This window comes from Bradyrhizobium erythrophlei (assembly GCF_900129425.1).
Classification (GTDB): domain Bacteria; phylum Pseudomonadota; class Alphaproteobacteria; order Rhizobiales; family Xanthobacteraceae; genus Bradyrhizobium; species Bradyrhizobium erythrophlei_C.
This window is the reverse complement of the sequence record NZ_LT670817.1, coordinates 8,896,286-8,921,216: the sequence shown is the minus strand read 5'-3', so window position 1 is coordinate 8,921,216 and position 24,931 is coordinate 8,896,286. Positions and strand designations below refer to the sequence as shown.

The 24,931-nt window shown below is 62.2% G+C and carries 25 protein-coding genes and 2 pseudogenes; 14 read left to right on the top strand and 13 right to left on the bottom strand.

Annotation, left to right across the window (positions count from 1 at the left end; all coding sequences use genetic code 11):
- Nucleotides 1-8: 8 nt before the first annotated feature.
- Nucleotides 9-851 (bottom strand): itaconate degradation C-C-lyase RipC, encoded by an 843-nt coding sequence (gene ripC / locus B5527_RS42450; protein ID WP_079606813.1) that lies wholly within the window; start codon nt 849-851, stop codon nt 9-11.
- Nucleotides 852-947: 96 nt separating this feature from the next.
- Here ripC and B5527_RS42445 point away from each other — a divergent pair, with 96 nt between their 5' ends.
- Nucleotides 948-1,826 carry a LysR family transcriptional regulator gene (locus B5527_RS42445; RefSeq protein ID WP_079607918.1) on the top strand — a complete coding sequence of 293 codons (879 nt, stop codon included), beginning with the start codon at nt 948-950 and terminating at the stop codon, nt 1,824-1,826.
- A gap of 126 nt (nt 1,827-1,952) precedes the next feature.
- Here B5527_RS42445 and B5527_RS42440 read toward each other — a convergent pair whose 3' ends face one another.
- The 3 genes from B5527_RS42440 to B5527_RS42430 all read right to left on the bottom strand — a co-directional run bounded on the left by B5527_RS42440 (nt 1,953) and on the right by B5527_RS42430 (nt 4,866).
- The gene (locus B5527_RS42440; protein WP_079607917.1) at nt 1,953-3,650 is read right to left on the bottom strand and encodes a porin; all 1,698 of its coding nucleotides are present in this window, start codon (nt 3,648-3,650) and stop codon (nt 1,953-1,955) included.
- A 331-nt stretch (nt 3,651-3,981) separates the two neighbouring features.
- Nucleotides 3,982-4,269, bottom strand: coding sequence for a hypothetical protein (locus B5527_RS42435; protein ID WP_154072805.1), 288 nt, complete (start codon nt 4,267-4,269; stop codon nt 3,982-3,984).
- Between the two features lie 174 nt (nt 4,270-4,443).
- Nucleotides 4,444-4,866 carry an EamA family transporter gene (locus B5527_RS42430; RefSeq protein ID WP_245332444.1) on the bottom strand — a complete coding sequence of 141 codons (423 nt, stop codon included), beginning with the start codon at nt 4,864-4,866 and terminating at the stop codon, nt 4,444-4,446.
- A gap of 234 nt (nt 4,867-5,100) precedes the next feature.
- On the opposite strand from B5527_RS42430, the gene B5527_RS42425 reads away from it, so the two are divergent.
- Both B5527_RS42425 and B5527_RS42420 read left to right on the top strand, forming a co-directional pair.
- Entirely contained in the window at nt 5,101-5,724 is a 624-nt protein-coding gene (locus B5527_RS42425; RefSeq protein ID WP_154072804.1) for a phasin family protein, read from the top strand.
- 638 nt (nt 5,725-6,362) lie between these two features.
- On the top strand, nt 6,363-6,737 hold the full coding sequence (locus B5527_RS42420; RefSeq protein ID WP_079606811.1) for a hypothetical protein: 375 nt from the start codon (nt 6,363-6,365) through the stop codon (nt 6,735-6,737).
- 86 nt (nt 6,738-6,823) lie between these two features.
- On the opposite strand, the pseudogene B5527_RS42415 reads toward B5527_RS42420, so the two are convergent.
- Both B5527_RS42415 and B5527_RS42410 read right to left on the bottom strand, forming a co-directional pair.
- Nucleotides 6,824-7,567, bottom strand: a pseudogene (locus tag B5527_RS42415) (sensor histidine kinase); the annotation flags it as partial.
- Between the two features lie 452 nt (nt 7,568-8,019).
- On the bottom strand, nt 8,020-9,189 hold the full coding sequence (locus B5527_RS42410; protein WP_079606809.1) for an MFS transporter: 1,170 nt from the start codon (nt 9,187-9,189) through the stop codon (nt 8,020-8,022).
- A 271-nt stretch (nt 9,190-9,460) separates the two neighbouring features.
- Here B5527_RS42410 and cynR point away from each other — a divergent pair, with 271 nt between their 5' ends.
- Nucleotides 9,461-10,342 carry a transcriptional regulator CynR gene (cynR, locus tag B5527_RS42405; RefSeq protein ID WP_079606808.1) on the top strand — a complete coding sequence of 294 codons (882 nt, stop codon included), beginning with the start codon at nt 9,461-9,463 and terminating at the stop codon, nt 10,340-10,342.
- Nucleotides 10,343-10,424: 82 nt separating this feature from the next.
- Here cynR and B5527_RS42400 read toward each other — a convergent pair whose 3' ends face one another.
- The 6 genes and pseudogenes from B5527_RS42400 to B5527_RS42375 form a co-directional block, all read right to left on the bottom strand.
- Entirely contained in the window at nt 10,425-11,378 is a 954-nt protein-coding gene (locus B5527_RS42400) for an MBL fold metallo-hydrolase (RefSeq protein WP_425305050.1), read from the bottom strand.
- A 75-nt stretch (nt 11,379-11,453) separates the two neighbouring features.
- Nucleotides 11,454-11,672: pseudogene (locus B5527_RS42395) on the bottom strand (DUF983 domain-containing protein); the annotation flags it as partial.
- Nucleotides 11,673-11,704: 32 nt separating this feature from the next.
- Complete coding sequence (locus B5527_RS47965; protein WP_079606805.1) at nt 11,705-11,968, bottom strand: BA14K family protein; 264 nt, start codon at nt 11,966-11,968, stop codon at nt 11,705-11,707.
- Nucleotides 11,969-12,223: 255 nt separating this feature from the next.
- A complete protein-coding gene (locus B5527_RS42385) occupies nt 12,224-13,045 on the bottom strand; it encodes an HD domain-containing protein (protein ID WP_245332443.1) in 822 nt (273 codons plus the stop codon).
- 115 nt (nt 13,046-13,160) lie between these two features.
- Nucleotides 13,161-13,577 carry a cyanase gene (cynS, locus tag B5527_RS42380; RefSeq protein WP_210199309.1) on the bottom strand — a complete coding sequence of 139 codons (417 nt, stop codon included), beginning with the start codon at nt 13,575-13,577 and terminating at the stop codon, nt 13,161-13,163.
- A 123-nt stretch (nt 13,578-13,700) separates the two neighbouring features.
- Nucleotides 13,701-14,381, bottom strand: a complete 681-nt coding sequence (locus B5527_RS42375; protein ID WP_079606804.1) for a carbonic anhydrase — start codon at nt 14,379-14,381, stop codon at nt 13,701-13,703.
- 36 nt (nt 14,382-14,417) lie between these two features.
- Here B5527_RS42375 and B5527_RS47960 point away from each other — a divergent pair, with 36 nt between their 5' ends.
- Entirely contained in the window at nt 14,418-14,753 is a 336-nt protein-coding gene (locus B5527_RS47960) for a LysR family transcriptional regulator (RefSeq protein ID WP_197689252.1), read from the top strand.
- Here B5527_RS47960 and B5527_RS42370 read toward each other — a convergent pair.
- Complete coding sequence (locus B5527_RS42370; protein ID WP_079606803.1) at nt 14,690-15,607, bottom strand: DMT family transporter; 918 nt, start codon at nt 15,605-15,607, stop codon at nt 14,690-14,692. The two genes, B5527_RS47960 and B5527_RS42370, sit on opposite strands and share 64 nt — an antisense overlap.
- A gap of 229 nt (nt 15,608-15,836) precedes the next feature.
- Here B5527_RS42370 and B5527_RS42365 point away from each other — a divergent pair, with 229 nt between their 5' ends.
- From B5527_RS42365 to B5527_RS42325, 9 genes are all read left to right on the top strand, one after another.
- Nucleotides 15,837-16,322, top strand: coding sequence for a MaoC family dehydratase (locus tag B5527_RS42365; protein WP_079606802.1), 486 nt, complete (start codon nt 15,837-15,839; stop codon nt 16,320-16,322).
- A 106-nt stretch (nt 16,323-16,428) separates the two neighbouring features.
- Nucleotides 16,429-17,478, top strand: a complete 1,050-nt coding sequence (gene obgE / locus B5527_RS42360) for a GTPase ObgE (RefSeq protein ID WP_079606801.1) — start codon at nt 16,429-16,431, stop codon at nt 17,476-17,478.
- Between the two features lie 34 nt (nt 17,479-17,512).
- Nucleotides 17,513-18,658, top strand: coding sequence for a glutamate 5-kinase (proB, locus tag B5527_RS42355; RefSeq protein ID WP_079606800.1), 1,146 nt, complete (start codon nt 17,513-17,515; stop codon nt 18,656-18,658).
- Nucleotides 18,659-18,797: 139 nt separating this feature from the next.
- The gene (locus B5527_RS42350; protein ID WP_079606799.1) at nt 18,798-20,090 is read left to right on the top strand and encodes a glutamate-5-semialdehyde dehydrogenase; all 1,293 of its coding nucleotides are present in this window, start codon (nt 18,798-18,800) and stop codon (nt 20,088-20,090) included.
- Between the two features lie 112 nt (nt 20,091-20,202).
- Entirely contained in the window at nt 20,203-20,844 is a 642-nt protein-coding gene (locus B5527_RS42345; RefSeq protein WP_276329303.1) for a nicotinate-nucleotide adenylyltransferase, read from the top strand.
- Nucleotides 20,845-21,031: 187 nt separating this feature from the next.
- On the top strand, nt 21,032-21,391 hold the full coding sequence (gene rsfS, locus B5527_RS42340; protein ID WP_079606797.1) for a ribosome silencing factor: 360 nt from the start codon (nt 21,032-21,034) through the stop codon (nt 21,389-21,391).
- Nucleotides 21,392-21,440: 49 nt separating this feature from the next.
- Nucleotides 21,441-21,923: a 23S rRNA (pseudouridine(1915)-N(3))-methyltransferase RlmH gene (rlmH, locus tag B5527_RS42335; protein WP_079606796.1), complete on the top strand. Its 483-nt coding sequence runs from the start codon at nt 21,441-21,443 to the stop codon at nt 21,921-21,923.
- A gap of 42 nt (nt 21,924-21,965) precedes the next feature.
- Nucleotides 21,966-23,348, top strand: coding sequence for a murein hydrolase activator EnvC family protein (locus tag B5527_RS42330; protein ID WP_079606795.1), 1,383 nt, complete (start codon nt 21,966-21,968; stop codon nt 23,346-23,348).
- Nucleotides 23,345-24,715 carry a S41 family peptidase gene (locus B5527_RS42325; RefSeq protein ID WP_079606794.1) on the top strand — a complete coding sequence of 457 codons (1,371 nt, stop codon included), beginning with the start codon at nt 23,345-23,347 and terminating at the stop codon, nt 24,713-24,715. The genes B5527_RS42330 and B5527_RS42325 overlap by 4 nt, the downstream gene beginning before the upstream one ends.
- Nucleotides 24,716-24,931: the final 216 nt, after the last annotated feature.

The following is a 24,931-nucleotide window of genomic DNA, read 5'->3' as shown; positions in this document are numbered from 1 at the left end:
TTGTCGCTTCAGGCTTCGAGCCCAGCCGCGGCAAGCGTGCGGCGCGCCTTGCGGGCGATCGCCTCATCGATCATCTGGCCCTCGACGGTACCGACGCCCTTGGCGTTCTCCGCGAGGATGGCGCGGGCCTTGTCGACCGCCTCGGCGCTTGGCGTCAGCGCCGCGTTGATCGCCGCTATCTGCGCGGGATGGATGGCAGCCTTGGCCGCGAAGCCGAGCGCCACCGCGGCGGCGACCTCCTGCTTCAGGCCGGCGTCGTCGTGCAGCTCGAAGAACGGCGCGTCGATCGGCGTTACGCCCACCAGAGCACAGGCCGCGATCAGCCGGCCGCGTGCGAAGGCGAGCGGCGCCCATGCCGTGACCGACCCGAGGTCGGCGGCCATGTCGCCGGCGCCCAGCATCAGGCCCGTGAGCCGCGTCGTCGCGGCCGCGATCGCCTCCACCGCGGCGAGGCCGCGCGCGCTCTCGATCAGGCCGATGAGCCGGGTGTCCTTGCCCGCTGCGGTCAGCAGGCGGTCGAGGATTTGAAGATGGCCGGCGCTCTCGGTCTTGGGCAGCACCAGGTAGTCGGGCGCGGCACCGGTTTCGAGCAGCGCATTGAGGTCGGCAATGCCGGCGCGGGTATCGAGCCCATTGATGCGCAGCGCACGGCGCACGCCGTCCGTCTTGCCCGACCGCAGAAAATCAAGGGCCGTGGCGCGCGCCCTATCCTTGTCGTTGGGAGCGACGGCATCCTCAAGGTCGAGGATGATAACATCGGCACTGACTGCGGAAGCTTTTGCGAAGCGATCCGGACGGGTTGCTGGGGTGAACAACCAGCTTCGAGTGGGGGTGAATGTATTGTCGGCCATTGGCGGTTCCTTTCCTCTTCACCCCGGAGGTGGATGCGCCGACGCCAGTTAGCCAATATATGTTGGTCGCTTCTTCAATTGCTTTTGGAGATGACGATGGAGCTGCGTCACATCCGCTATTTCCTGGCGGTCGCGGAGGAGAGGCACTTCACGAAGGCCGCGGCTAAGGTTGGGATCGGGCAGCCGCCACTGAGCCAGCAAATCAAGGATCTGGAGGCGGAGATCGGAACGCCGCTGTTTCACCGCGTCCCCCATGGCGCAGAGCTTACGGCAGCGGGCGAGGCTTTCCTGCAAGGCGTGAAGGAAATGCCGACGCTCGCTGAACGGGCGATCAAGGCTGCACGACGGGCAGCGCGCGGCGAGACGGGATCGCTTCGCGTCGGTTTCACGGCGTCGGCTGCGTTCAACGCGGTCGTGCCGTCGGCCATCCGGGCCTTCCGGCGCGCTTACGCCGACGTCGAGCTTTTGTTGGAAGAGGCCAACACCACACGGCTCGTGGCCGGCCTGCAGGACGGGTCGTTCGATGTTGCGTTCCTGCGGCCCGGCGCCGCCGGGAGCGAAGCGTTCCAGCTCCGGCTTCTCTCGGAGGAGCCGATGATGGTGGCGCTCCCCATTAGGCACCCTGTCGCGGCACAGCAAGAAGTGGAGCTTGCGACCCTGAAGGAAGATCCGTTTCTGCTGTTTCCGCGCGTGGTCGGCCCCACGCTCTACGACAGCATCATCAACACCTGCCGGGCAGCCGGTTTCGAGCCGATCATCGGCCAGTTCGCGCCACAGATCGCGTCAGTCGTCAACCTCGTGGCCGCGGAACTCGGCGTGTCGATCGTACCGGCGTCGATGAGCCAACTGCAAGTTTCCGGCGTCACCTATCGACCGATCGCGGGACAAGCGGCGACAGCCCGGCTCGCTCTGGCGTATCGGCGAGGAGAGACGTCGGCAGTTGTGCGCAACTTCATCGCGCAAGCGGCGGCGTGATGCACCGGCGTTTTCGTCTGGGAACATTGCGGTAGGCATTGGGGATCGATGCAGACATGTCAAAACCGCAGCGAACCCATTGCCGAGACCGGCGATGGGTTCGCTGCAGAAGATCGTTCTCGTCGCCTAGAACCTCCAGGAAGCGCCGGTCGAGATACCCACGATCGTGGTGCCGGTGTAGCAGTGCGGCGTTGAATCGTAGCCACCATCCGCCCCGAAAGCGTCGTGGCAGTCCGTCGTAACGCCTCTGCCGCCCGCGCCGAGATCGTAGTGCGCGCTCGAGCCGTTGAAGGTCGCCGCAACCGCGGTGTACCAGGTGAGGTTCGGGCTCAGCTTTCTCTTGTACGCGGCCGTCACCATGTCCGCCGCATTCAGGTTTGGCGCATAGGTGGCTCCGTCAGCTGTCATCAGCGTTGAACTGTTGTGCTGACCGGGATCGCCTTGAGCCGTGAACGCGTGTGCCCACCCGAAATGGATGCTGTCGATGTTGGTCAGTTCCTGGCTCACGAACATCCACGTGCCGTTGCGGCTTCGCTCGTTCTGGAATGCCAGGTCGGCCGGAACGTAACGATGCATCATTTCAAAGATACCGCCGACCGTGGTGCCGGTGGAGAAATGATACAGTGCGCCCACCTTGAGGGCATCTTCGGCCGCGACGTTCTCGGCGAACAGCGTCTGCCCAACGGCACTCGTCGGGACTATGCCGTAGATGGACGTGATATCGCTCTGCCGGTTGACCGCCTCGTGACGTTCATAGGCTACAGTGGCGTAGAACGGGCCGTGCGTGTAGCTCAGATTGGCGCTGACGGCGTTGCTGAAGGAGCCGTCGTTACACGCAACGGGCAGATTGCCGCCGCTCTGGGGGGCGTTACCGCCGGCGCAATCGGATTCTCCGGCCGCGATGTTGGAGCTGTCGGTATCCCGATTCTGCCCCGGAGCAAACAAGGCGTTTAACTGGAAGCCGCCCAGACTGGGCGATTCGTACCAGATCGCGTGATCGAGCCGGGTGCCGAATTCGACGCGGTTATCGCCGCCGGTATTGCCCATGATCACGCTGTAGTCGCCGAGCTCGCCCGCGAACGGGTTGAACGCGGCCGTCGAGTTTTTGTATGGCGCATCCGTCTTGCCGATCTTGACCGCGCCCCACTCCGGCGATCCTAAACCGATAAAGGTGTTGCGGTTGAACAGCGCGCCGTTGACGGTGTTGCTCACATTGCTGTTGGTTTCCTTCAGGCCGGGCGTCGCCGAAATATCGAAACCGAGTTCGAGCTGATAGAGGAAGTTGGATTCCATGCCGGGCAGGTGTTGAAAGCCGCGAACACCGAGATAGGAAAGGTTCGTCGAGATTGCCGGCATCCATCCGAAATTCCCGACCGGTGCCGTGGCGCCGTTCAAGTTCAAGGGCTGGACATCCTTCGATGTGCCCTCGATCGAAACATCGAGATTGCCGTAGGCAGTGATCTCGCCTCCTGGCGTGTAGAATGTCAGGGGGTCGCCATGCTTGTGCTCGAGATAGCCGTGCCCGTTGGCGTCCAGATCAAATACAGAGGTCTTCACCGGTACCGGTGCACCGCCGGTCGCGGGGGCGCCGGCCACACGGCCGGAGGGGGCAGACAGGACTACGGCCGGGGCCGCGCCTTTTGTCGATTCCACGCGATTTAGCCGCGCCCTGAGTGCGGCATTCTCCTTGGCCAAGTTTGCGTTGCTTTGCTCGATCGCCGCGAGCCGGTCCAGTACCTGATCGAGCTTGTCGGCAGCTGCCGGAGCAGAATGAGTAACGACCGCCACCGCGGCAGCGGCCACCCCTAATTTGTATTTTTTCATCGCCATCCCCTTTTAGAACGGCTCTAACTGAGCCACCCGCGAGGCTGGAGACGTTAAGGGATACCGTCAATATGACCCCTTCAGGCCATAAGTTGTTGCAGTTGCGAGCAAAATATTGAATTCGCGCTTTAATTGTGTTGCTTTTCAACAACATCTTGCAGTGCGGCAACAAATGTCGCATTAAGACATTATTGTGGCATTTCAGCAACAATCAGGAATAATGTATACCACGGGGCCAAATTATGGATCCTCCCGGATCAGGACTGATCCGAGGTCTGGCACCGCGCTCGGTTCGAACCAATGCTCAACCGCCGGGAGAGTCGCCAACGCTTCAGTAGCGGGCGTTGGGATCGCAGGCGTAATGATAGGCGTTCGGTGTCCAAACGAAACAGTGGCCGCTTTCGCTATACGCATACCAGGGAACCTGCCGGTATGGTCGTTCATGGCGCCAATCAAATGAACCGTTGGAAACGTAAGTTTGATCGGCAGCATTGACGCGGGTGGCGCGTTGGCGGGCCGAATAGCCGTTGGCGTTGGCCGTTGCGATGCTCAGCGTGACGATCGCGGCTGTGACCATTAAGAGCTTTGTCATTTTCTCTTCCAGTCTTTGCAGTTTCACTTTTCCCTGGATGAGTCCAAGGTCTTCTTCGCGCCAAGGGCCTCCTGAGGTCCTTGTCTTTCCTTCAGGTCCATATGGCTGCTCTGTGCGAAAAAAATCCTAAATCTTTATTTAAGGTTCTCTTCCGCCGATCATGAAACCGTGAATGGAACGTACGCAGCATTGCCCATTTGATCATTTGAATGACCCAGCAATTTCCGGGTTTGGCAACAAACGGAATCGCGCGCGCATCGAGGCCGTTGTTGCAGGTAGATTGGAAGCGATCCGTGCATAGTCAACATGACGCGCTCGACCAAAAGGCCGCTCGCCGAAAGCGAGCACACCGAAGATGACGACCAACACCACGTTGAGTATGTCGACCGGCGCGACCAGAGATGCCGGTCCCGGGTTCGGGGCGCGGAAATAGCACAGCCGCGACGCTCCGGTTCCGAGGCCTGATCGAATCAGAAAGGTCCACGTTCGTCCTGAAATCGTACTGGGCTGCACCAACTGGCCGGTGGCAGGCAACGACACCACGAAGCTGAAGAGAACAACGAGCGTGCGAATGAATGTCGCCACGTTGGAGTTGATATTTTCGACGTCGATTTTCGCGAACAATCGCGGTGAGAGCGGCAAACACGCCGCGGGGACGGCCCCTCCAGCGCGCATCCGGCCCGGTTCTTGCTTTTGTTCGGGAAGTCATAAACGAGGGCGTCAGCCGCCCGCCCCATTCAGATTACCACTCACCACATCAACGCCGCGCGAGGAACAAGCCAGAACCGCGATTCTATCGCAAACATGGCGGAGTCTAGACGTTTGATTCGTAACAGCGCCGTTCAACGGAGTTCAACCATGACGACCACGCATAAGGAAAAACCAACCGCGAAGCCCCGCCAGCGCAGCCAGAAGGCGTCTCAGCGGAGCCCGAAACCTGAACCACAGCAAAGCCCGGAGCTCGATCCGCGGGATGAAGATCGAATCAGCCAAATGGGCGCATCAACTGACGCCCCCACGAACGGCGCAGCCGCACCGGCGAATGGGCCTTTAGTCGGCGCAGCCGCACCGGCGGACGCCCTCTCAATCGGCGAAACCGCACCGGCGGATGCCCTCTCAATCGACGCGGCCGCACCGGCGGATGCCCCCTCAGTCGGCGCAGCCGCACCGGCGGATGCCCTCTCAATCGGCGCAGCCGCACCGGCGAACGATGGTCCGGTCAGCGTTCAGACCATTGCGAATGCCTATGTGGACTACACCAGGAAGTCGTTGCAGGAGAGCAGGTCCTTTGCAGAGAAGCTCATGGGTGTGCGGTCGTTCGACAAGGCCATTGAGGTTCAGACCGAATTCGCAAGGCAGTCTGTTGCGAACTTTGTCGCCGGGTCGCAGAAGATTTGTGAACTTTACGGCAAACTTGCCACACAGATGGTCAGGCCTTGGGAAGGTCTGGCGGCCAACGTGGTGGCCCGAGCCGGGCGCTAAATGACTTGATGGCGTCCGAAGCGAAGGGCTGCCTGGGCTGAGGCCGTGATCCCAAGTGTTTATTGAATAAGTTCAACGAAAAATTGCGCCAGGCCCGCGGCCGGAGGGCGACACTCCTTCGTTTGAAACACCTTTGCCTGACGAACTGTTTTGCCGGGCTGGTACACCCGTGCCGGCGGCGGAACGTCATGTCCGATGATTCAGACGCCATCAAGCTGGTCAGGCTGGCTGCCATTTGTTGAGGGCACCCGGCGATGTCACCGGCAAGAGTTGGACTTATCCTTGAACCTGCGGCCAGCCTGACGCGACCATAACTGCGAACGACGTTAGCCTGATGGAGTGAAGCGAGGATCATCCGGAAAAGTGGGAACCAATTTTCTGGAACCTGTCTCACGTCAGGGATCAAGCACCGGTGTAAGCGCCCCGGAACAAACAACGGCGTCAGGATTTAACGGCGCTAGGATTTTATGTCGCGGAAGGGCCCGCCATTGAAGGGCTGACCCGTCAGCGTCATTCGCACGGTGAGGAGGCACGAAGGCGCCAGGCAGAGGTACCCGGCGCCCCCGCAACCTCTTCAGGATAAAGGAGAAGCCGGCTACCACGCAATAAGACTAATCCGACCTTGTAGGAGTGATCCGATGAGATGTTTGCCGCTTGTTATTGGCGTGTTTGGCGCTGTCGTCGCGTTCACCAGCGGCGCCTCGGCGCAATCGATCAACCTCACTGGCACTTACAGGTGCATCCAGGATTGCCGTGATGGTCATGTAGGCGGTCCAGCCTTCGTCACCCAGAATGGATGGAACCTGAACCTTGTGACTGAGACCGGAGAATCTTACCGTGCGTGGCCCGATCTGGCTGCGCCGTACGGTCGGATCTGGATCGAGGCGCGAAACGAGAGCGCCGTCTATTCACCCGACGGAATGCGGATTCAGTTCGACGACGGCAGGATCTGGCAGCGCGACCTCGGGCCTCTGCCGCGCGGTTGGCGGAGAGCGCGGGTCGTTGCAAGATAGCGGAAGATAGCTCGTTTTGAGCCTGGTCAAGTGTCACATCGCGCCGGCGCGACGTCCAGGAGCGCCGGGACGGCGCTGTTTGAGTCCTATGCCGCAAAAAGCGTCACCGGCAGGGTGAACTGAAACGTCGCACCGGGGCCTTCGTTGCCGGAAACGGACAGACGTCCGCCGTGACCCTCCACGATCGAACGGCAGATCGAGAGGCCCATGCCCATGCCGCTGGGTTTGGTGGTGAAGAAGGCGTCGAAGAGACGCTCCGCATCCTCCTTGGCAATCCCGACGCCGCCATCCGTCACACTTACGAGCAGTCGGCGTGTCTCGTCCCGACGGGATCGGATCACCAGTTCGCGCAGCCGGTCCGTGACCGATTGCATTGCCTCAATGCCGTTCATCACCAGGTTGATCATCACCTGTTGCAGTTGGACCCGATCACCAAGGATCAGGGGTAGAGCCGGAGCCAACTCCATTCGCAACGATACCCGATGGCTGGCCAGCTCACGCTGCACCAGGGCCACGACCTCCCGGACGACGTCATTGACGTCGAGTGGCACCTTCTCAATTTCAGTCTTTTTCGCGAGCGCCCGGACGCGTCGGATCACCTCACTCGCCCGTTTGCCGTCGTCGATAATCCATTCTACCGAGCGCCGCACGGCGTCCAGGTCAGGAGTTGCGCGGTCGAGCCAGCGCAGACAGGCCTCGGCGTTGGTGAGGACGGCGCCGAGCGGCTGGTTCACTTCATGGGTGATTGAGGCTGTCAGCTCGCCCAGGGTTGTTATGCGCGCGACATGCGCTAGGTTCGTTTGCATGTCGCGCAATGCCTGCTCGGCGTGCTTGCGTTCCATGCGGCGAGAGGCGCGAGACCGGAGGCCTGCTACGCGTTGAGGCCTGGTTGGCGGCGACATCCTATTTTCCTCCTCGATCTGTCCAAAAGGGCTGATCGCAGCTCGGTCCGCTCCTGGTATCCCGTCTCGCGGAACTTCAAAAATTCTGGCAACGAGGTCATTCATGGCTTGGCCCTCATCAATCTTTCAATTGGATAGTAGGGCCATGGCCGGTAGAATTTCCAAGACTATGTTCTTACGGACTCTGTAGGCGTTGCTTATGCTTCTGCCCCACGCCCGTTACCTCGTCGCGATCGCCGATCAGGCAATTTCACGCGCGGCGAGGCGTTGCATGTCTCGCATGATACCCGCGAGCGCGTCCGGATGACTGAGCGAGCCCGGCGATTGCGCCGATCGCCGCCCTCACCAAGCTTCGCCACGTTGCGCCGAAGCGGATGCGCTCAATCGCCGGCGGGAAGCGACAGCGCTTGCCGGCCGAAGCGTTGCGCGCCGAGCCACAGCATCAGCAGGACGCCCGCGCATACCGCGCCAGCCAGGCACACGCCCGGCCAGCCCGCGCCGGCGAAGGCCATGCTGGCGATGCTGGACCCGGCCGTGGCGCCGATGAAGAAGCTCGTGAGATAGATCGTGTTGAAGCGGCTGCGCGCGTCGCCGGCGAGCGAATAGATCACACTCTGGTTCGAAATATGCAGCCCATAGACGCCGACATCGAGCAGCACCATCCCGGCCAGCAGCGCAACGAGCGAATGCCCGCCCATCGCGACCAGGGCGAAGGACGCGAGCACCATGCACGCGAACGCACCCGTCGCCGCATTGCCGTGGCCGCGGTCAAACAGGCGTCCGGCGGACCTCGCGGACAGCATTCCAGCGGTGCCGACGAGGCCGAAGAGCCCGATCAGCCCTTCCGAATAGCCATATGGCGCCTTGGTCAGCAAGAAGGTCAAGCCGGTCCAGACCATATTGTAACACGCGAACACCAGCGCGCCGTAGAGCGAGCGCATGACGAGCGTCGGGTTCGCGCGCGCGAGGGTGACGAGCGAAGCCATCAGAGCGCGGTACTCGACGCGGCCCCCGCCGCGGTCGTTCGGCAGCACGCGGGAAAGCAGCAGCGTCAGCAGGAGCGTCACGAGCGCGGCGACGCCGAACACCGCCCGCCAGCCGCTTGCCTGCGCAATGCCGCCCGACACCGAGCGTGTGAGCACGATGCCGGTCAACAGGCCGCTCATCACCGTGCCCACCACCTGCCCGCGCGTTTTCTCGCTGGCGAGTGACGCCGCGAACGGAACCAGCAGCTGAGCGGATGCCGTTGTGACCCCGAGGCAGGCGTTGGCCGCCAGGAACACCCAATCGTTCGTGCTCACGACGATCGCGACCAGCGCGAGCACGTTCAGCGCCAAAAGGCGGACGATCAGCTTGCGACGGTCCAGCACGTCGCCGAGCGGCACGATCGCGAGCAGCGCGCACGCGTAGCCGAGTTGCGTCGCCGTCACCAGAAAGCCCAGGCTCGCCGGCGTGCGGTGGAAGGTCTGCGCGATGGCGACCAGCAGGGGTTGCGCGTAGTAGATGTTGCTGCCGATGGCGCCGCACGCGCAGGCGAACAGCAGCGTCATTTGGCGCGTGAGCGGCGGGTGTTGGGACGTGGATGGCATCGAGATGTCGTGTGAAGAGATGGATCCGGACGGCTGCGTCAGAACGGTCTCGCCGGTGCCAGCTGGTGGAACAGCTCGGTCCGCTCCTGGCATCCCGTCTCGCGAAACTTCAAAAATTCCAGTAACGAGGTCATTCATGGCTTGGCCCTCATCTATCTTTCAGTTGGATAGCTGGGCCACGGCCGGCATAATCTCCAAGACTATGTTCTTACGAACTCTATAGGCGTTGCTTATGCTTCTGCGTCACGCCCGCTACCTCGTCGCGATCGCCGATCACGGCAATTTCACTCGCGCGGCGGCTGAGTTGCATGTCTCCCAGCCCGCACTTTCGCAGCAGATCCGGCAGCTTGAGGAGATGCTCGGCACCCAGCTTCTGGACCGGACGGGGCGGACCGTCAGACCGACCGATGCCGGCCAGGCCTATATCGAACACGCCCGCCGAGCGCTGCGAGAGTTCGAGGCCGGACGGCGGGCCATCCGGGATGTAGAGAACCTCGAGACCGGCACGCTCCGTCTGGCTTTCACGCCGACCTTCACGACCTATCTGGTCGGTCCGCTGGTGAGGCGCTTCCATGGGCTGCATCCGGGCATCGCGATCTCGGTCGCTGTGATTGCCCAGACGGAAATGGAGGCGGCCCTGTCCGAGGACGCGCTCGACCTCGGCATCGCCTTCGGCGAAGTGCAGTCGGCGGATGTCATCGCCCAGCCACTCTTTGACGAACAGCTTTGTCTCGTCGTCGATGCCGGCCATCCCGCTTTCATCCACGATGAACTCGCCGTCACGGAACTCGAGAACATCGACCTCGCACTGCTCGATTCCAGCTTCGCCACGCGTGAGTCGATCGATCGTTACCTGCGCGCCAACAACGCGCGGCCGCGGATCGCTGTCGACTCCAACTCGGTCGGGTCCGTCGTGGCGATTTTGCGCGGCGGGGGGCTCGCCACCATCATGCCCCAAGCCGCCGCCCGCGAAGTGCCCGGCCTGAAGGCCATCCGATTGCGCCCGCCGATCGCCGGCCGCACGGTTTCGCTGCTCCAGCGCGACGGGGCTTTCCGCAGCGCGGCGAGCAGAGCTTTTCTTCGGATGCTGGAGGCGTGGGACTGGGGAGCGTGACACCCTCCTCGCACATCGTGGGTCGGCTGAGCCCGTCTCATCAGAATGGGAAATCACCACCGCTCCCGGCGCGTACATCCCACTAAAGGTTCATGTTCATGGGCGCGGGCAGATAACGAAATCCTTCGCCCTGCTTCACGAAGTGACCGTACCCTGGCCACGCGAAATGATAGGCCAATATTGGAATTCGGTTTTCAGCGAGGAACGAGAGCATTTTGAGCCGCGTCTTGACCGCCTGCCTGGCATCCGTGTCATAGAGAAATTCCATGCGTGGATTCTCGATCAGCAGCACGGAATGATGCGAGACGTCGCCGACGAAGAAGAACGACTGACCATTCGACTCCACGTTGAACATGGTGTGCCCGAGCGTGTGGCCTGGCGCCGCGATTGCCGTGATGCCCGGCAGAAATTCCTGCTCATCCTTGAAAAATATCAGTCGATCCCTAACCGGCAGTAGGTTCTTTCTCGCGTGGATGATGAACGCCTTCTTCCAAGGCGAGTCCATCTGTCGTTCGTCAGTCCAGTAATCAAAATCGGCTTGGCTCATGTAAACTTGCGCATTCGGATACATCAGAGCACCGCTCTCATCGACGATGCCGCCGATGTGGTCGATATGACCGTGCGAGATGACAACGGCGTCGATGTCCTCGCGCTTGATCCCGGCATCCGAGAGGCTTTTTGCAAGCAACCCGCCCTTGGGTCCGAACATTTTTGAAGTTCCGAGCCCGGTGTCGAACAGAACCATCTTGCCGTTGCTGTTAACGACGAAGGAGTTGAGCTCGATATTCATATCCGACGGGTTCATGAAGTTGTCCGTCAGCTCTTTGCGCACCTCGTCTTTTGGCACCCCGAGAAATGAATTTGACGGATCTCCGAGCATCTGCCAGCCATCGGACACGACCGTGATCTCCGCTTCGCCGACATTGAAGCGATACCAATAGGGTGCCTGCACGTGGAGCTTGGCGGCTCTTGCCAGAGCGGATGTGCTGATGGACCCGAGACCGAGTCCGATACCGGCGCTTGCCCCTAAGGCCATGATGCTCCGCCGTGAAATCTCTCCGAACATGTCAATCCTCCTCTGTCTTCGTCCAAATTTGCCGGCAACGCGAAGTCACGCCGGCGGAATGCCCTCAGGTGCATTGTCGTCAAAGCCGTGCATGCGCAGCGCCCATTGCAGCCCGACGACTGCGCCTTTCACCGGTTGCAGCAATGCCAGCGACAAGACCACCGTCAGCGGCAGACAGATCGCAAGTTGCAGCCCCACCGGGGGCGAGTAATCCGTTTCGATCAGAAGCGCGGTCGGAACCACGATATGGCCGACGATGACAAGAAAAGAGCAGCTTGAACTGCTCTTTCTTGCTTTTATGGGCAAGGACGCCAGTTACCAGCGTCGCCCATATACTTCCCGGACGCCGGGTCGTAAGACGCCCAACGCTGGCGGCAATAGGCAGCATCAGCGCTCGATACCCCGGAGCCGATGCTTGCTCGAGCACTGCGGAGCCCGTTGTTGGCGACGTGCACCGCACCGCCGCTGACGCCGCCGTAGAGCCCCACGGCCAAGGCCGGGGTTGTAACTGCTAACGCGAGCGACAGGGCCGTCGCTCCTACAATACCAAGTTTCGACATTGCATTTCTCCATAAGAAGTTAAACCATCGTTGTTAGGCGTAGAGTTCACGTAGTTTAGCGATCGACTGCGACCACCTCGTGCGAGAGCCGACGGGGTTCACGTCCTTTGCCAATAGCTTTCACGTCACTTCCCAGATCGCGTTGTGGCAGGCCATGAGCACGACGCCACGACTCTGCAGCGCCGGGATTGTGTTGCCGGCAGGCAAGAAGCTATTTTTTTGGAGCCGCGGTCGATGACCGCGCGGTCGCGGACGCTAAGAGTTTGGGAACGGCGAGTTCTGAACCTGATCGTAGAAGTTGCTGTGCTTGTAGTTGCGGATGAAATGAGAGCAGATGTCTTCGTTGCAGGTATACACAGTCGTTTCGGGCTTGTGTTCAAAGCCATGAAAGAACGCTTCCGCGATTTCCTGCTTGAAATTGACTCGCGGAAACTGGCTGACCACCCTGTTGCGAACGTCTACGGGAAAGGTTTCGTACCCAACGCCGAGTGAATCCAGGGCTACGCCGTTGTATAGGAGTTCCACTTCCAACGGCTTGTACGCTGCAATGCCAGGCGTGGTGTGAAGCGATATCGCGTCCCAGGCGGTCTGAATACGGGCGTTGGGCACGCCATGATGCTCGAGAAACTGACGCACCGCGTTCGCACTATCGACTTCGAAACGGTCAGTGGCACTACTAAACTTCCTGAGCAGACCCAAATCGTGGAAGGCCGCGCAGATGAACACAAGCTCCACATCGAACTTCTGTCCCGTCTGGCGCCCCATCTCGTTTGCCCAGAAGAACACGCGATGCGAATGGTTGATCAACACCGGCGTGCTGAATTCCCGCAGTAACCCGGTCGCCTCACGGGTCATCTTGGTATCGGGAACCCCGGCCGCCACTTGCTGAAACTCTGGCGAAGGAGTTGGCACCGGAATAATGGTCCTGGGACGCCGAAATGTCGGCGACTCGTCAACAGACTGCGCGACTGCCCGCTCACTCAACTGGCTATTGACTGCGATCGCGCCCGCGGCAGCTGCAGACGCGTTCAAAAACGTCCGGCGATTCATTGATTTTCGAAGTTTTGCTGGGATCATGGCTCTTTCCTTGATGTTGCTTTCGGCGGGTTTGAAGCGGACGACTACACGCACCTGCACCGACGTGGTGCGTCGCTCTTGGTTTGGAGGGACCGCGTGCGGATCTCCCTCGCTGCTACCAGGGCTTGGTCGGAAGATATTTGCTGTTAAGCGTGATCACGGCGCGGTGTCCGCCGTCCGGGTCCTCGACCTTTTCGATGCTCATTCGGAAATTGATGGCGCTGAGGATGCCGTCGCCGAAGTTCTCGTGCACCAGTGCCTTCAGCGTCGAGCCGTAGACCTGCGCTATCTCATAGAAGCGATACATGGTCGGATCGGTCGGGATGGAGGCGCCCAGGCTGCCGCGCCCCGGCATGGTCTCGAGAAGCGCGATGTCGCTCTGGTCAAGATCAAGGTGCTCGCCGACCTTCGCGGCAGCCGCCGGCGGCAGGGGGTGCTGCCCGAGAATGGCTGCGGTGACGAACTCGACGTTAAGGCCGGTCCCTTCGGCAATCTTTTCGAATGACAGGTTCTTTGCGCAACTTGATGGCAACGGCCCGCTCGGCCAGTTCCATCCGCGCTTTCTGGTTCACTTGGGTCTGCAACATTTTAATATCCTTTCATCGGTTTGCTTGGAGAAGACTTCGGTTTGCTTGGAGAAGACTAAGGTTCAAGTTCAGGCACGGCCGGACAGGGCGCGCGGGGCGTGCTCGCCGGCGCTCGTCACAGCGCAGGCGTCGGGATACTGCGCGAGCGACACGAAACGGCCGGTAGCGCCTTCGAGCGCATCGATCTGCCCAGTCTCGATGTCGTAGACCCAGCCGTGCAGCCGCAGCTTGCCCTGGCTCAGGGCCAGCGCGATGGAGGGATGGGTACGCAGGTTGGTGAGCTGCGCCACAACATTGTCGCGGATCAGCGCGTCGAGCTTTTCGTGCTCAGTCCGGAAATGCTGGCGCGCATTGATCGCCTTGGCGGCGTCGGCATGGTGCAGCCAGTCGCAGACCGCCGGCAGATGGCCGAGGTCCTTTCCCTTGGCGATGGCCGTCATGGCACCGCAGTCGGAATGGCCGCAGATCACGACATCCTGCACGCCCAGCACGGCCACCGCATATTCCACGGTGGCCGAGACGCCCCCCGGCTCCGGCCCATAGGCAGGCACGATGTTGCCGGCATTGCGGATGACGAACATCTCGCCCGGCTCTTGCTGGGTCACCAGTTCGGGTACGACGCGGCTGTCCGAGCAGGCAATGAACAGCGCCCCGGGCGACTGCGTATGCGCCAGCTGGTGGAACAGCTCGGTCCGTTCCTGGTATCCCGTCTCGCGGAACTTCAAAAATCCAGCAACAAGGTCGTTCATGGCTTGGCCCTCATCAATCTTTCGATGATTGGGTAGTTGGGCCACGGCCGACATAATTTCCAAGACTATGTTCTTACGGACTCCATAGGCGTTGCTTATGCTTCTGCGCCACGCCCGCTACCTCGTCGCGATCGCCGATCAGGCAATTTCACGCGCGGCGAGGCGTTGCATGTCTCCCAGCCCACGCTGTCGCAGCAGATCAGGCAGCTCGAGGATACGCTGCGCGCGCAACGGCCGACTTTGAGTCCGGAACACGCTCCAATGCGGGCGCTCGTCGACCACTTTGCGTTGCAGGTTCACGCCACTGATCACACCGGCGGACTGACGACCTCCTCGCCGCGCCCGAGCTTTCGCTCGCGCAGGAAAATGTAAAGGCCCGCGCCGATGATGATGGCCGCGCCCAAAATCGTCGCCATTTGTGGCATATCGCCGAACACCACATAACCGAACATCACGGCCCAGACGATCATCGAGTACTGATACGGTACCACGACGCTTGCCGGCGCGAGCTTGAGCGAGCGGTTGACGCACAACAGCGCGCACACCGAAATACAGCCGGCCGCGGCGAACAGACCCAGGCTCCCGAGACCAGGTGGAACCCAGCCGAACGGAGACAGCAGCGCGCCGAGGACGAAGGTCCCGGCGAATTGCGACGATGCCAGCACGATATCGGGCGTCGCCCGCAGCGAGCGCGTGATCAGCATCAGCACCGCAAAGGACATGCTGCCGCCGAGCGCGATCATGGCCGGCCAGCTCACCGTCTGCGACGACGGGCGCAACGCGATCAGCACGCCGCAGAATCCGATCAGGATCGCACTCCAGCGCCGCCAGCCGACGCGCTCGCGCAGCGCGATCGCCGACAGCGCCGTCACGAAGATCGGGCAGGCCAGGTAATAGGTGATGACGTCGGCGAGCGGCAGATACACCGTTGCGAGGAAGAACGCCGCGACCTCCAGCGTCGAGAGGATCACGCGCAGCAGCTGCAGCCAGGGGCGCTCGAGCCGGCCAAATTCGGCACGGCTCCGCCAGATCATCGGCGACAGCACGAGCAGCGCCGCGCAGGCGCGCAACAACAGCAATTGCCCGACCGAATAGGTCGCGACGATGAACTTTCCCGTGGCGTCGCCGAACGAGAACATGAACACCGACAGCACCATCAGGCCGATGCCTGCCAGCCGCGCGGAGCGCTCGTCGGCGGTGCTGGAGATCTTTGCGAGCAGACTCATGTGAAACCGCGGGTTCGCACCATGCTTGTCATGGCCGGGCTAAAGCGCGAAGCGCGTCTTCGCGCTAGACGTCCCGGCCATCCACGTCTTTTGTGCCGCGCTGTTTTAAAGACGTGGATGCCCGGCACAAGGCCGGGCATGACGAATTGAGCGGAATCGATTGCCGCACCGGCACCCCTGCGATACCGATATTCCATCATTCGCGAAAATGTCCCGCAGGAAATCCGCCATGGCCGAGTTCGATCCCGCAAGCCATCGCATGGTGCCGCAACAGCGCTGGTTCGAGGATTTTGCGCTCGGCGAGCGTTTTGTCATTCCCAGCCGCACCATGACATCGGCGGTATTCGCGGCCTTTCAGAGCGCGAGCGGCGATACCCATCCGGTGCACTACGACGTCGAATACGGCCGCGCCCGCGGCATGCCGAACCTGCTCGCCCACGGATTCCAGACGCTGATCCACACCGCGCCGGGAGCCGGGCTGTTTCCCTTTATGGTGGAGGAATCGCTGGTCGGTTTCCTCGAACAGTCGAGCCGGTTTCTAAGGCCCGTGTTTGCCGACGACACGATCTATCCGGCGCTCGAGGTGACAGAGTTGGTGCCGGGCCGTTTGACCGGCGTGGTGGCCCTGCGTTCGACCGTGTTCAACCAGCGCCGCGAGCTGGTGCTGGAAGGATCGCAGAGGTTTCTCATTCGCCGCCGCCCCCAGCCCCAATAGAGCTGCACCTAGCGGAGGCCCGTGAGTGCCGTAAAATATTGAACTTTATCAATATTTACCAAGCTCAGAGGTTGCCGCGTCGGCGCCTCTGGCTTACCTATGCCCCATGAAATTTCTGGACGAGGCAAAAGTCTATATCCGCTCCGGCGACGGCGGTAACGGCTGCGTGGCGTTCCGCCGCGAGAAGTATATCGAGTTCGGCGGACCCTCCGGCGGCAATGGCGGCCGCGGCGGCGATGTCATCATCGAAGTCGTCGATGGACTGAATACCCTGATCGACTATCGCTATCAGCAGCACTTCAAGGCCCAGAAGGGCACCAATGGCATGGGCAAGGACCGCCATGGCGCCAACGGCAAACCTGTTGTGCTCAAGGTGCCGGTGGGCACGCAAATATTTGACGAGGACCGCGAAACGCTGCTCCACGACTTCACCGCGCTCGGTGAAAAATTCGTACTCGCCGAAGGCGGCAATGGCGGCTTCGGCAACGCGCATTTCAAATCGTCCACCAACCGCGCCCCGCGCAACGCCAATCCCGGCCAGGAGGGCGAGGAGCGCTGGATCTGGCTGCGGCTGAAGCTGATCGCGGATGCCGGCCTGGTCGGCCTGCCCAATGCCGGCAAATCGACTTTCCTCTCCGTGGTCAGCGCGGCGAAACCGAAGATCGCCGACTATCCGTTCACGACGCTGCATCCGCAACTCGGCGTGGTGAATGCCGATGGCCGTGAATTCGTGCTGGCGGATATTCCCGGCCTGATCGAGGGCGCGCACGAAGGCGCAGGCCTGGGGGATCGGTTTCTCGGCCATGTCGAGCGCTGCCGTGTCTTGTTGCATTTGGTGGACGCGACCTGCGAACACGCCGGCAAGGCCTACAAGACGGTGCGGACCGAACTCGAAGCCTATGAGGGACAGCTCGCCGACAAGATCGAGTTCGTCGCTCTCAACAAGATCGACGCCGTGACGCCGGACGAGTTGAAGAAGCAGAAGGACCGGCTGAAGCGCGCCGCGAAGAAAACGCCGCTGTTGATGTCGGGCGTGTCAGGCGAGGGCGTGAAAGAGGCGCTGCGGGCGCTCGTCGAAGTGATTGGCGAGGCGCCGGTGTCGATCAAGGCCAAGGGCGTGGCGCAAGCCGAGCCCTGGGCGCCGCAAACGACCTAGCCTGCCGAGAAGCTTTGCTGCAAAGTCTTACTGCATGTCCCGCCCCAATCTGAAAAAATTCCGCCGCATCGTCGTCAAGGTCGGCTCGTCGCTGCTGATCGACTCCGATGCGGGCGAAGTCCGGGCGGCGTGGCTCGCGGCGCTGGCCGCCGACCTTGCCAGGCTGCATGGCGAGGGCCGCGAACTGCTGATCGTGTCGTCGGGCTCGATCGCGCTCGGCCGCAGCCGCCTCAAACTGCCGCGCGGCCCCCTGAAACTCGAGGAAAGCCAGGCCGCGGCGGCGGTGGGACAGATCGCGCTGGCGCGAATCTGGTCGGAGGTGCTGGGCCATCACCGCATCGGCGCCGGGCAGATTCTGGTGACCCTGCAGGATACCGAGGAACGCCGCCGTTACCTCAATGCACGCTCGACCATCGCCAAATTGCTGGAATGGCGCGCGGTGCCGGTCATCAACGAAAACGACACGGTGGCCACCAACGAAATCCGCTACGGCGACAACGACCGCCTCGCCGCCCGTGTCGCCACCATGGCGAGTGCCGACCTCCTGATCCTGCTGTCGGACATCGACGGCCTCTACGATGCGCCGCCGGGCAGTAATCCGAACGCAAAACTGATTCCGATCGTGGAGTCGGTCACAGCCGATATCGAGGCCATGGCCGGCGCCGCGGAATCCGAATTGTCGCGCGGCGGCATGCACACCAAGATCGAAGCGGCCAAGATCGCCACCACGGCAGGCACGCATATGCTGATCGCGTCCGGCAAGATCGAGCATCCGCTGCAGGCCATACAAGACGGCGGGCGCTGCACCTGGTTTCTGACCCCGGCCAATCCCGTGACCGCGCGCAAGCGATGGATCGCGGGTTCCCTGGAGCCGAGGGGCACGCTGACCATCGATGCCGGCGCGGTGAGCGCGTTGCGCGCGGGCAAGAGCCTGTTGCCGGCGGGGGTGATCCGGGTCGACGGCCAATTCGCCCGCGGCGACGCGGTGGTGGTGCGCGGGCCTGACACTCATGAGATCGGCCGCGGCCTCGTCGCCTATGACGCCGAGGACGCCGAGAAGATCAAGGGCCGTTCCTCGCCTGATGTGATGGCGATCCTGGGCATCAGCGGGCGGGCGGAAATGATCCACCGCGACGATCTCGTGGTCGGCCCGAGCGGCGCATTGTCCTCCTCCAGCTAGGCCAATGACCGAGCCGCCGGCGTCGGTCACACCCCCCCCCCCCCGCAAGATCGGGCCCGCTCGCCAGCCATGCCCCCGGCGCCTCGCAAAACATGGATTTCCGTGCTAGCACATGACCTTAACTGAAACTGGAACCGCCATGAGCGCACCGCTGCAGGCAATCGACGGAACCGTCGATTTGCCGGCCCTGATGACCGAGCTTGCGACCCGGGCACGCGCCGCCGCGCGGGTGCTGGCGCTTGCGCCGCCCGAGCAGAAAAATCGCGCGCTCGATGCGATGGAGAGCGCCATCCGCGCCAATGCATCCGCGATCCTCGCGGCCAATGCCGAGGATGTCGCGGAAGCTCGCGCCAGCGGCGAAAGCGCCGCCTTCATCGATCGGTTGATGCTGACGCAGGCGCGCATCCATGCCATGGCCGACGGCGTCGCGACCGTGCGCGATATCGCCGATCCCATCGGAGTCGTGACCGAGAGCTGGCAGCGTCCGAACGGCATGACCATCGAGCGCGTCAGGGTGCCGCTCGGCGTCGTCGCCGTGATCTTCGAAAGCCGTCCCAACGTCACCGCCGACGCCGGCGTATTGTGCCTGAAATCCGGCAACGCGGTGATCCTGCGCGGCGGCTCGGACAGTTTCAGGTCCTGCCGCGCGATCCACGATTGTCTGGTGCAGGGATTGCGCGAAGCCGGTCTGCCCGAGGCGTCGATCACGCTGGTGCCGACCCGCGACCGCGCGGCGGTCGGACTCCTCTTGAGCGGATTGAACGGCGGCGTCGACGTGATCGTGCCGCGCGGCGGCAAGAGCCTCGTCGCACGCGTCGAAGCCGAGGCGCGGGTGCCGGTGTTCGCGCATCTGGAAGGCGTCAACCACGTCTATGTCGATCACGCGGCCAATCTCGAAATGGCGAAGTCGATCGTGCTGAACGCCAAGATGCGGCGCCCGGGCGTCTGCGGGGCTGCCGAAACCTTGCTGGTCGATCGCGCCGGCGCGTCGACGACGCTCAAGCCGCTGATCGAGATGCTGATCGACGCCGGTTGCGAGGTACGGGGCGACAGCGCCGTGCAGCGCGCCGACGACAGGGTGAGGCCGGCCACCGATGAAGACTGGGATACCGAATACGAGGACGCGATCATTACCGCGAAAGTGGTCGACGGCGTCGACGAGGCGATCGCGCATATTCACGACCACGGTTCGCGCCACACCGACGCGATCGTGACGGAAGACGAAGCCGCCGCCCGCAAATTTCTCAACGAGGTCGATTCGGCGATCGTGCTGCATAACGCATCAACCCAGTTCGCCGACGGCGGCGAATTCGGCTTCGGCGCGGAAATCGGCATCGCCACCGGGAAATTTCACGCCCGCGGCCCGGTCGGCGCCGAACAGCTCACCAGCTTCAAATATCGCGTCCACGGCACCGGGCAGACCCGGCCGTGAAGGCCAGAGCGTTTTCAAGCGAAAGTCTGCCCCGGACGCGATCCGGGGTGGTACCCGGTCGGCGTGATGAAAACGCGTCAAACAAAAAAGTCTTGTGCATGCGGTGGTTGAGTTGAAACAAACTCCAGTCGCGTCGCAATCGCTCTCTCAGGCCATCCCGCTCTACACCAACGGCATGCGCATCGGCCTGCTCGGCGGCTCGTTCAATCCGCCTCACGTCGCGCATCGCGCCATTAGCCTGTTCGCGATCAAGCGATTGGAGCTCGACCGCGTGTGGTGGCTGGTGAGTCCGGGCAATCCGTTGAAGGCTCCCGGCGGAGTGCACGATCTCGATGAACGCGCCGAGGCCGCGCGCCGAATGGCCGACGATCCGCGCATCGACGTCAGCTGTCTCGAATCCGTCATCGGAACGCGGTATACCGTCGACACGATCAGTTACCTGCGCCGGCGTGCTTCCGGCCTGCGTTTTGTCTGGATCATGGGCGCCGACAATCTCGCGCAATTTCATCGCTGGCAGAACTGGCGGCGCATCGCCTCCGAGGTGCCGATTGCCGTGATCGACCGTCCGCCGCAAAGTTTTCGCGCACTGGCCGCGCCCGCAGCCCAGGCGCTGGCGCGCTATCGGCTGCCTGAAAATCAGGCCGGCAGGCTGGCGGACCGGCGCGCGCCGGCCTGGGTCTTTCTCACCGGCATGAAATTGAGCCTGTCATCGACCGGGCTTCGGAACCCGGACGGCAGCTGGAGGACAAAGTGAGTGATAGCCTTCACTGGAATATTGAAACCATTAACCCCACATGCCTAATATAGCGGGCGGGCGGCCGAAGGATTCGGTGTCCGCGATACAGTGAAAGGAATGGTCCCTGGCCACATCTGTATTGTCCAAGTCTGTTTTACCCAAGGCACCTAAAACCGCGCGTAAAACATCGACACAAGCCGCGGCCTTGAAGGCGCAACCCGACGCCGACAAGACGCTGAATATGATCCTCTCCCGCCTCGACGATATGAAGGCGGAAGAAACGGTCACCATCGACCTTCGCGGCAAATCCGCATTTTCCGATTACATGATCGTCACCTCGGGCCGGGCCAACCGGCACGTCGGCGCGATCGCGGAAAATGTCGCCAAGGGTCTCAAGGAAACCGGAATCACAAGCCTCCACATCGAGGGCTTGCCCAATTGCGATTGGGTGCTGATCGATTCCGGCGATGTGATCGTGCACGTGTTCAGACCCGAGGTGCGCGAATTCTACAATCTGGAAAGATTGTGGACGCAGGGCCCGACGGCGGCGGTGAAGGCGATCTGAGTTATCGAGCCGATGGGGAATCGGCTGAGCGCATGGTAGCGTTGCGCTCATGCGCGTCGTCGTCATTGCCATCGGCCGGCTGAAGCAGGGCCCGGAGCGGGAACTGTGCGAGCGCTATCGCGAGCGATTCGACGACATCGGCCGTAAACTCGGCTTTCGGGGGCTGGATATTCGGGAGATTCCGGAGAGCCGTGCCCGCGACGCCATCACCCGCATGGCCGAGGAGGCGGCGGCGATTTCGGCGGCGATTCCCGAGAAATCGGTCCTGGTGGCCCTGGATGAGCGTGGCGACAATATCGACAGCGCGGCTTTTGCCCGGCATCTTGGCCACTGGCGGGACGCGTCGGTCGCCCATACTATTTTCGTAATCGGCGGCGCGGACGGACTTTCGCCCGATTTAAGGCGCAAGGCAAAAGTTGGGATTGCGTTCGGCTCTGCGACCTGGCCGCATCAAATGGTTCGCGTCATGCTCCTGGAACAGATTTATCGGGCCGCGACCATTTTGGCAGGCCACCCTTATCACCGGGCATAAGCCACGGCGGCGCAAACTCTCGAAAGCACTGATTCGGTCTAGATGCAGCCAGCGTTGAACATTCAGTCGTACTCTGACACCGCCAGTCGCGGCCAGCGATCTTCCATCCGCATTCCCTTTTCCATCGCGTTGTTGTCCGCAGGCTTTGCCGGGATCAGCCTGGCGCCCGCGGCCGCGCAGGTCGCAGCCGCAACGCCGCAGGCGACGGCCTCCGCACCGGACGCCATCAAGGCGCGCGAGCAGGAACTCGAGGCCGCCCGTACGCAGCAGAAAAACGCGGCGGACCTGCAGGAGAAGCTCAAGGCCGATATCGCGGCGATCGGTCAGGACCGCAGCAAGCTCAACCAGCAACTGATCGACATCGCCGCCCAGGTGCGCAGCGTCGAGACCAGGATCGGCGACGCCGAGGCGCGGCTGCGCCCGCTCGATACACGCGAGCAGCAGATTCGCGCCTCGCTCGATTCGCGTCGCTCCGAGATCGTCGAGGTGCTGGCGGCTCTGCAGCGCGCGGGACGACGTACCCCTCCGGCCCTGCTGGTCAGGCCGGAAGATGCGTTGCAATCGCTTCGCACCGCGATGTTGCTCGGATCGGTGGTGCCTGAGTTGCGGGCACGGGCTGAGAAACTGGCCGGCGATCTCACGGAGCTAATTGCGCTTCGCAAAGACATCGCCACCGAGCGTGATCAGCTCGCGCTGGACCGTGACAAACTCGGGGACGACCAAACCCGGCTCGCCGCGCTGGTCGACGAACGTCAGCGAAAGCAGAATTCGATCGAGAAGGACATGGAGGCGGAAGGCGCGCGCGCCATTGCGCTGTCCAAGCAGGTCGACAGCCTGCAGGGCCTGATCGCCAAAATGGAGCAGGATCTGAAGAGCGCCGCGAAGGCGGCGGAGACGGCCAGCCTGCAGGGCGCTCCGGCCACCATCAACGGCAAGCCAAATCTGGGAGCGCTGAAGGACCCGGCCCGCATGAGTCCGGCCATTGCCTTTGCGTCCGCCAAGGGTTTATTCGCGTTACCGGTTAACGGCGTCAAGATTCGCGAATTTGGCAGTTCCGATGGCTCGGGTGGCGTAGAAAAGGGCATTTCTTTGGCGGCCAGGGCGGGGGCCCAGGTCACAACACCGTGTGATGGATGGGTTGTTTACGCCGGGCCGTTTCGCAGCTACGGACAACTCTTGATCCTCAATGCCGGGGGCGGGTATCATGTGCTGATCGCCGGGATGGAGCGCATTTCGGTTAACATCGGCCAGTTTGTACTTACGGGGGAGCCGGTCGCGACCATGGGGACGACCTCCCAGGTCGCAGCTATCCTCGCGACCAATGCGAGTCAGCCCGTGCTCTATGTCGAGTTCCGTAAGGACGGCACTCCAATCGATCCAGGTCCATGGTGGGCCGCAAGTGAAGGCGAAAAGGTTCGCGGATGATGCGCAAGACTTCTGTAATTCTCCTCAGCGCCGCCACCGGCGCGGCATTGATGCTGTTCGTGACCCAGCCGCGCTCGGTGTTCATGGGATCGAGTGCGCGTGCCTCGACCTCGGACACCTATCGCCAGCTCAATCTGTTCGGCGACGTGTTCGAGCGGGTGCGCAGCGACTACGTCGAGAAGCCTGACGACAGCAAGCTGGTCGAATCCGCCATCAGCGGCATGCTGTCCGGCCTCGATCCGCATTCCAGCTACATGGACGCCAAGAGCTTCCGCGACATGCAGGTGCAGACCCGCGGCGAATTCGGCGGTCTCGGCATCGAAGTCACGATGGAAGATGGCCTGATCAAGGTGGTCTCGCCGATCGATGACACGCCCGCCTCCAAGGCCGGCATCATGGCCAACGACATCATCACCAATCTCGACGACGAAGCCGTGCAGGGCCTCACCCTGAATCAGGCCGTCGAGAAAATGCGCGGGCCGGTCAATACCAAGATCAAGCTGAAGATCATCCGCAAGGGTCAGGACAACCCGATCGACGTCACGCTGGTGCGCGACAACATCCGTGTCCGCTCGGTGCGCGCGCATGTCGAAGCTGACGATATCGGCTATATCCGCATCACCACTTTCAATGAACAGACCACCGAAGGCCTGAAGCGGGAAATCGCCAACCTGACCACGCAGATCGGCGACGCCAAGCTGAAGGGCTTCATCATCGACCTGCGCAACAATCCCGGCGGATTGCTGGAAGAGGCGGTAACGGTTTCCGACACCTTCCTCGAACGCGGCGAGATCGTCTCGACCCGCGGCCGCAACGCCGAGGAAACCCAGCGCCGCGCCGCCCATCCGGGCGACCTGGCCAAGGGCAAGCCGCTGATCGTTCTGATCAACGGCGGCTCGGCATCGGCTTCCGAAATCGTCGCCGGCGCGTTGCAGGACCACAAGCGCGCAACGCTGGTCGGCACCCGTTCGTTCGGCAAGGGCTCGGTGCAGACCATCATTCCGCTCGGCTCCGGCAACGGCGCGTTGCGGCTCACCACCGCGCGCTACTTCACGCCATCGGGCAAATCGATCCAGGCCAAGGGCATCGTTCCCGATATCGAGGTGCTGCAGGACGTGCCCGATGAGTTGAAGTCGCGGACCGACACCAAGGGCGAAGCCTCGCTGCGCGGTCATCTGAAGTCCGAGGGCGACGAGAAGACCGGCTCGCAATCCTACGTGCCGCCGGACGCCAAGGACGACAAGGCTTTGAAAGTGGCGGATGATCTGCTGCACGGCATCAAGTCGAGCGCCACCACGCCGGCTACGCCGCCGGTCAACGGCGACAAGGCTGCGATCGACAACAAGCCCACCAAGGATGCGAACTGAAACAAGTGCGCTGACGGCGTTTGCGAAAGGGCGGCCTTCGGGCCGTCCTTTTTGTTTGGCAGCCTTGTTCCCGCGGACGTTGTCCAGCGGACGGATGGGTAACCTTCAACTCTCCCCAGCGGGGAGAGGTCGATTTGCGCAGCAAATCGGGTGAGGGGGCGCTGCATCAACGATAGACCGTAACCCCTCACCCGGCGCTACGCGCCGACCTCTCCC

Excerpts from the sequence above, each read along its gene's own strand:
- B5527_RS42325 (WP_079606794.1), top strand. The coding sequence starts at position 23,345 with ATGATGCGCAAGACTTCTGTAATTCTCCTCAGCGCCGCCACCGGCGCG.
- B5527_RS42375 (WP_079606804.1), bottom strand. The coding sequence starts at position 14,381 with ATGAACGACCTTGTTGCTGGATTTTTGAAGTTCCGCGAGACGGGATAC.
- cynR (WP_079606808.1), top strand. The coding sequence starts at position 9,461 with ATGCTTCTGCGTCACGCCCGCTACCTCGTCGCGATCGCCGATCACGGC.
- obgE (WP_079606801.1), top strand. The coding sequence starts at position 16,429 with ATGAAATTTCTGGACGAGGCAAAAGTCTATATCCGCTCCGGCGACGGC.
- B5527_RS42350 (WP_079606799.1), top strand. The coding sequence starts at position 18,798 with ATGAGCGCACCGCTGCAGGCAATCGACGGAACCGTCGATTTGCCGGCC.
- B5527_RS42410 (WP_079606809.1), bottom strand. The coding sequence starts at position 9,189 with ATGACGCTGCTGTTCGCCTGCGCGTGCGGCGCCATCGGCAGCAACATC.
- rlmH (WP_079606796.1), top strand. The coding sequence starts at position 21,441 with ATGCGCGTCGTCGTCATTGCCATCGGCCGGCTGAAGCAGGGCCCGGAG.
- B5527_RS42365 (WP_079606802.1), top strand. The coding sequence starts at position 15,837 with ATGGCCGAGTTCGATCCCGCAAGCCATCGCATGGTGCCGCAACAGCGC.
- ripC (WP_079606813.1), bottom strand. The coding sequence starts at position 851 with ATGGCCGACAATACATTCACCCCCACTCGAAGCTGGTTGTTCACCCCA.
- proB (WP_079606800.1), top strand. The coding sequence starts at position 17,513 with ATGTCCCGCCCCAATCTGAAAAAATTCCGCCGCATCGTCGTCAAGGTC.
- B5527_RS42440 (WP_079607917.1), bottom strand. The coding sequence starts at position 3,650 with ATGAAAAAATACAAATTAGGGGTGGCCGCTGCCGCGGTGGCGGTCGTT.
- B5527_RS42370 (WP_079606803.1), bottom strand. The coding sequence starts at position 15,607 with ATGAGTCTGCTCGCAAAGATCTCCAGCACCGCCGACGAGCGCTCCGCG.
- B5527_RS42400 (WP_425305050.1), bottom strand. The coding sequence starts at position 11,378 with ATGGCCTTAGGGGCAAGCGCCGGTATCGGACTCGGTCTCGGGTCCATC.
- B5527_RS42385 (WP_245332443.1), bottom strand. The coding sequence starts at position 13,045 with ATGATCCCAGCAAAACTTCGAAAATCAATGAATCGCCGGACGTTTTTG.
- B5527_RS42445 (WP_079607918.1), top strand. The coding sequence starts at position 948 with ATGGAGCTGCGTCACATCCGCTATTTCCTGGCGGTCGCGGAGGAGAGG.
- B5527_RS47965 (WP_079606805.1), bottom strand. The coding sequence starts at position 11,968 with ATGTCGAAACTTGGTATTGTAGGAGCGACGGCCCTGTCGCTCGCGTTA.
- B5527_RS42330 (WP_079606795.1), top strand. The coding sequence starts at position 21,966 with ATGCAGCCAGCGTTGAACATTCAGTCGTACTCTGACACCGCCAGTCGC.
- B5527_RS42420 (WP_079606811.1), top strand. The coding sequence starts at position 6,363 with ATGAGATGTTTGCCGCTTGTTATTGGCGTGTTTGGCGCTGTCGTCGCG.
- B5527_RS42425 (WP_154072804.1), top strand. The coding sequence starts at position 5,101 with ATGACGACCACGCATAAGGAAAAACCAACCGCGAAGCCCCGCCAGCGC.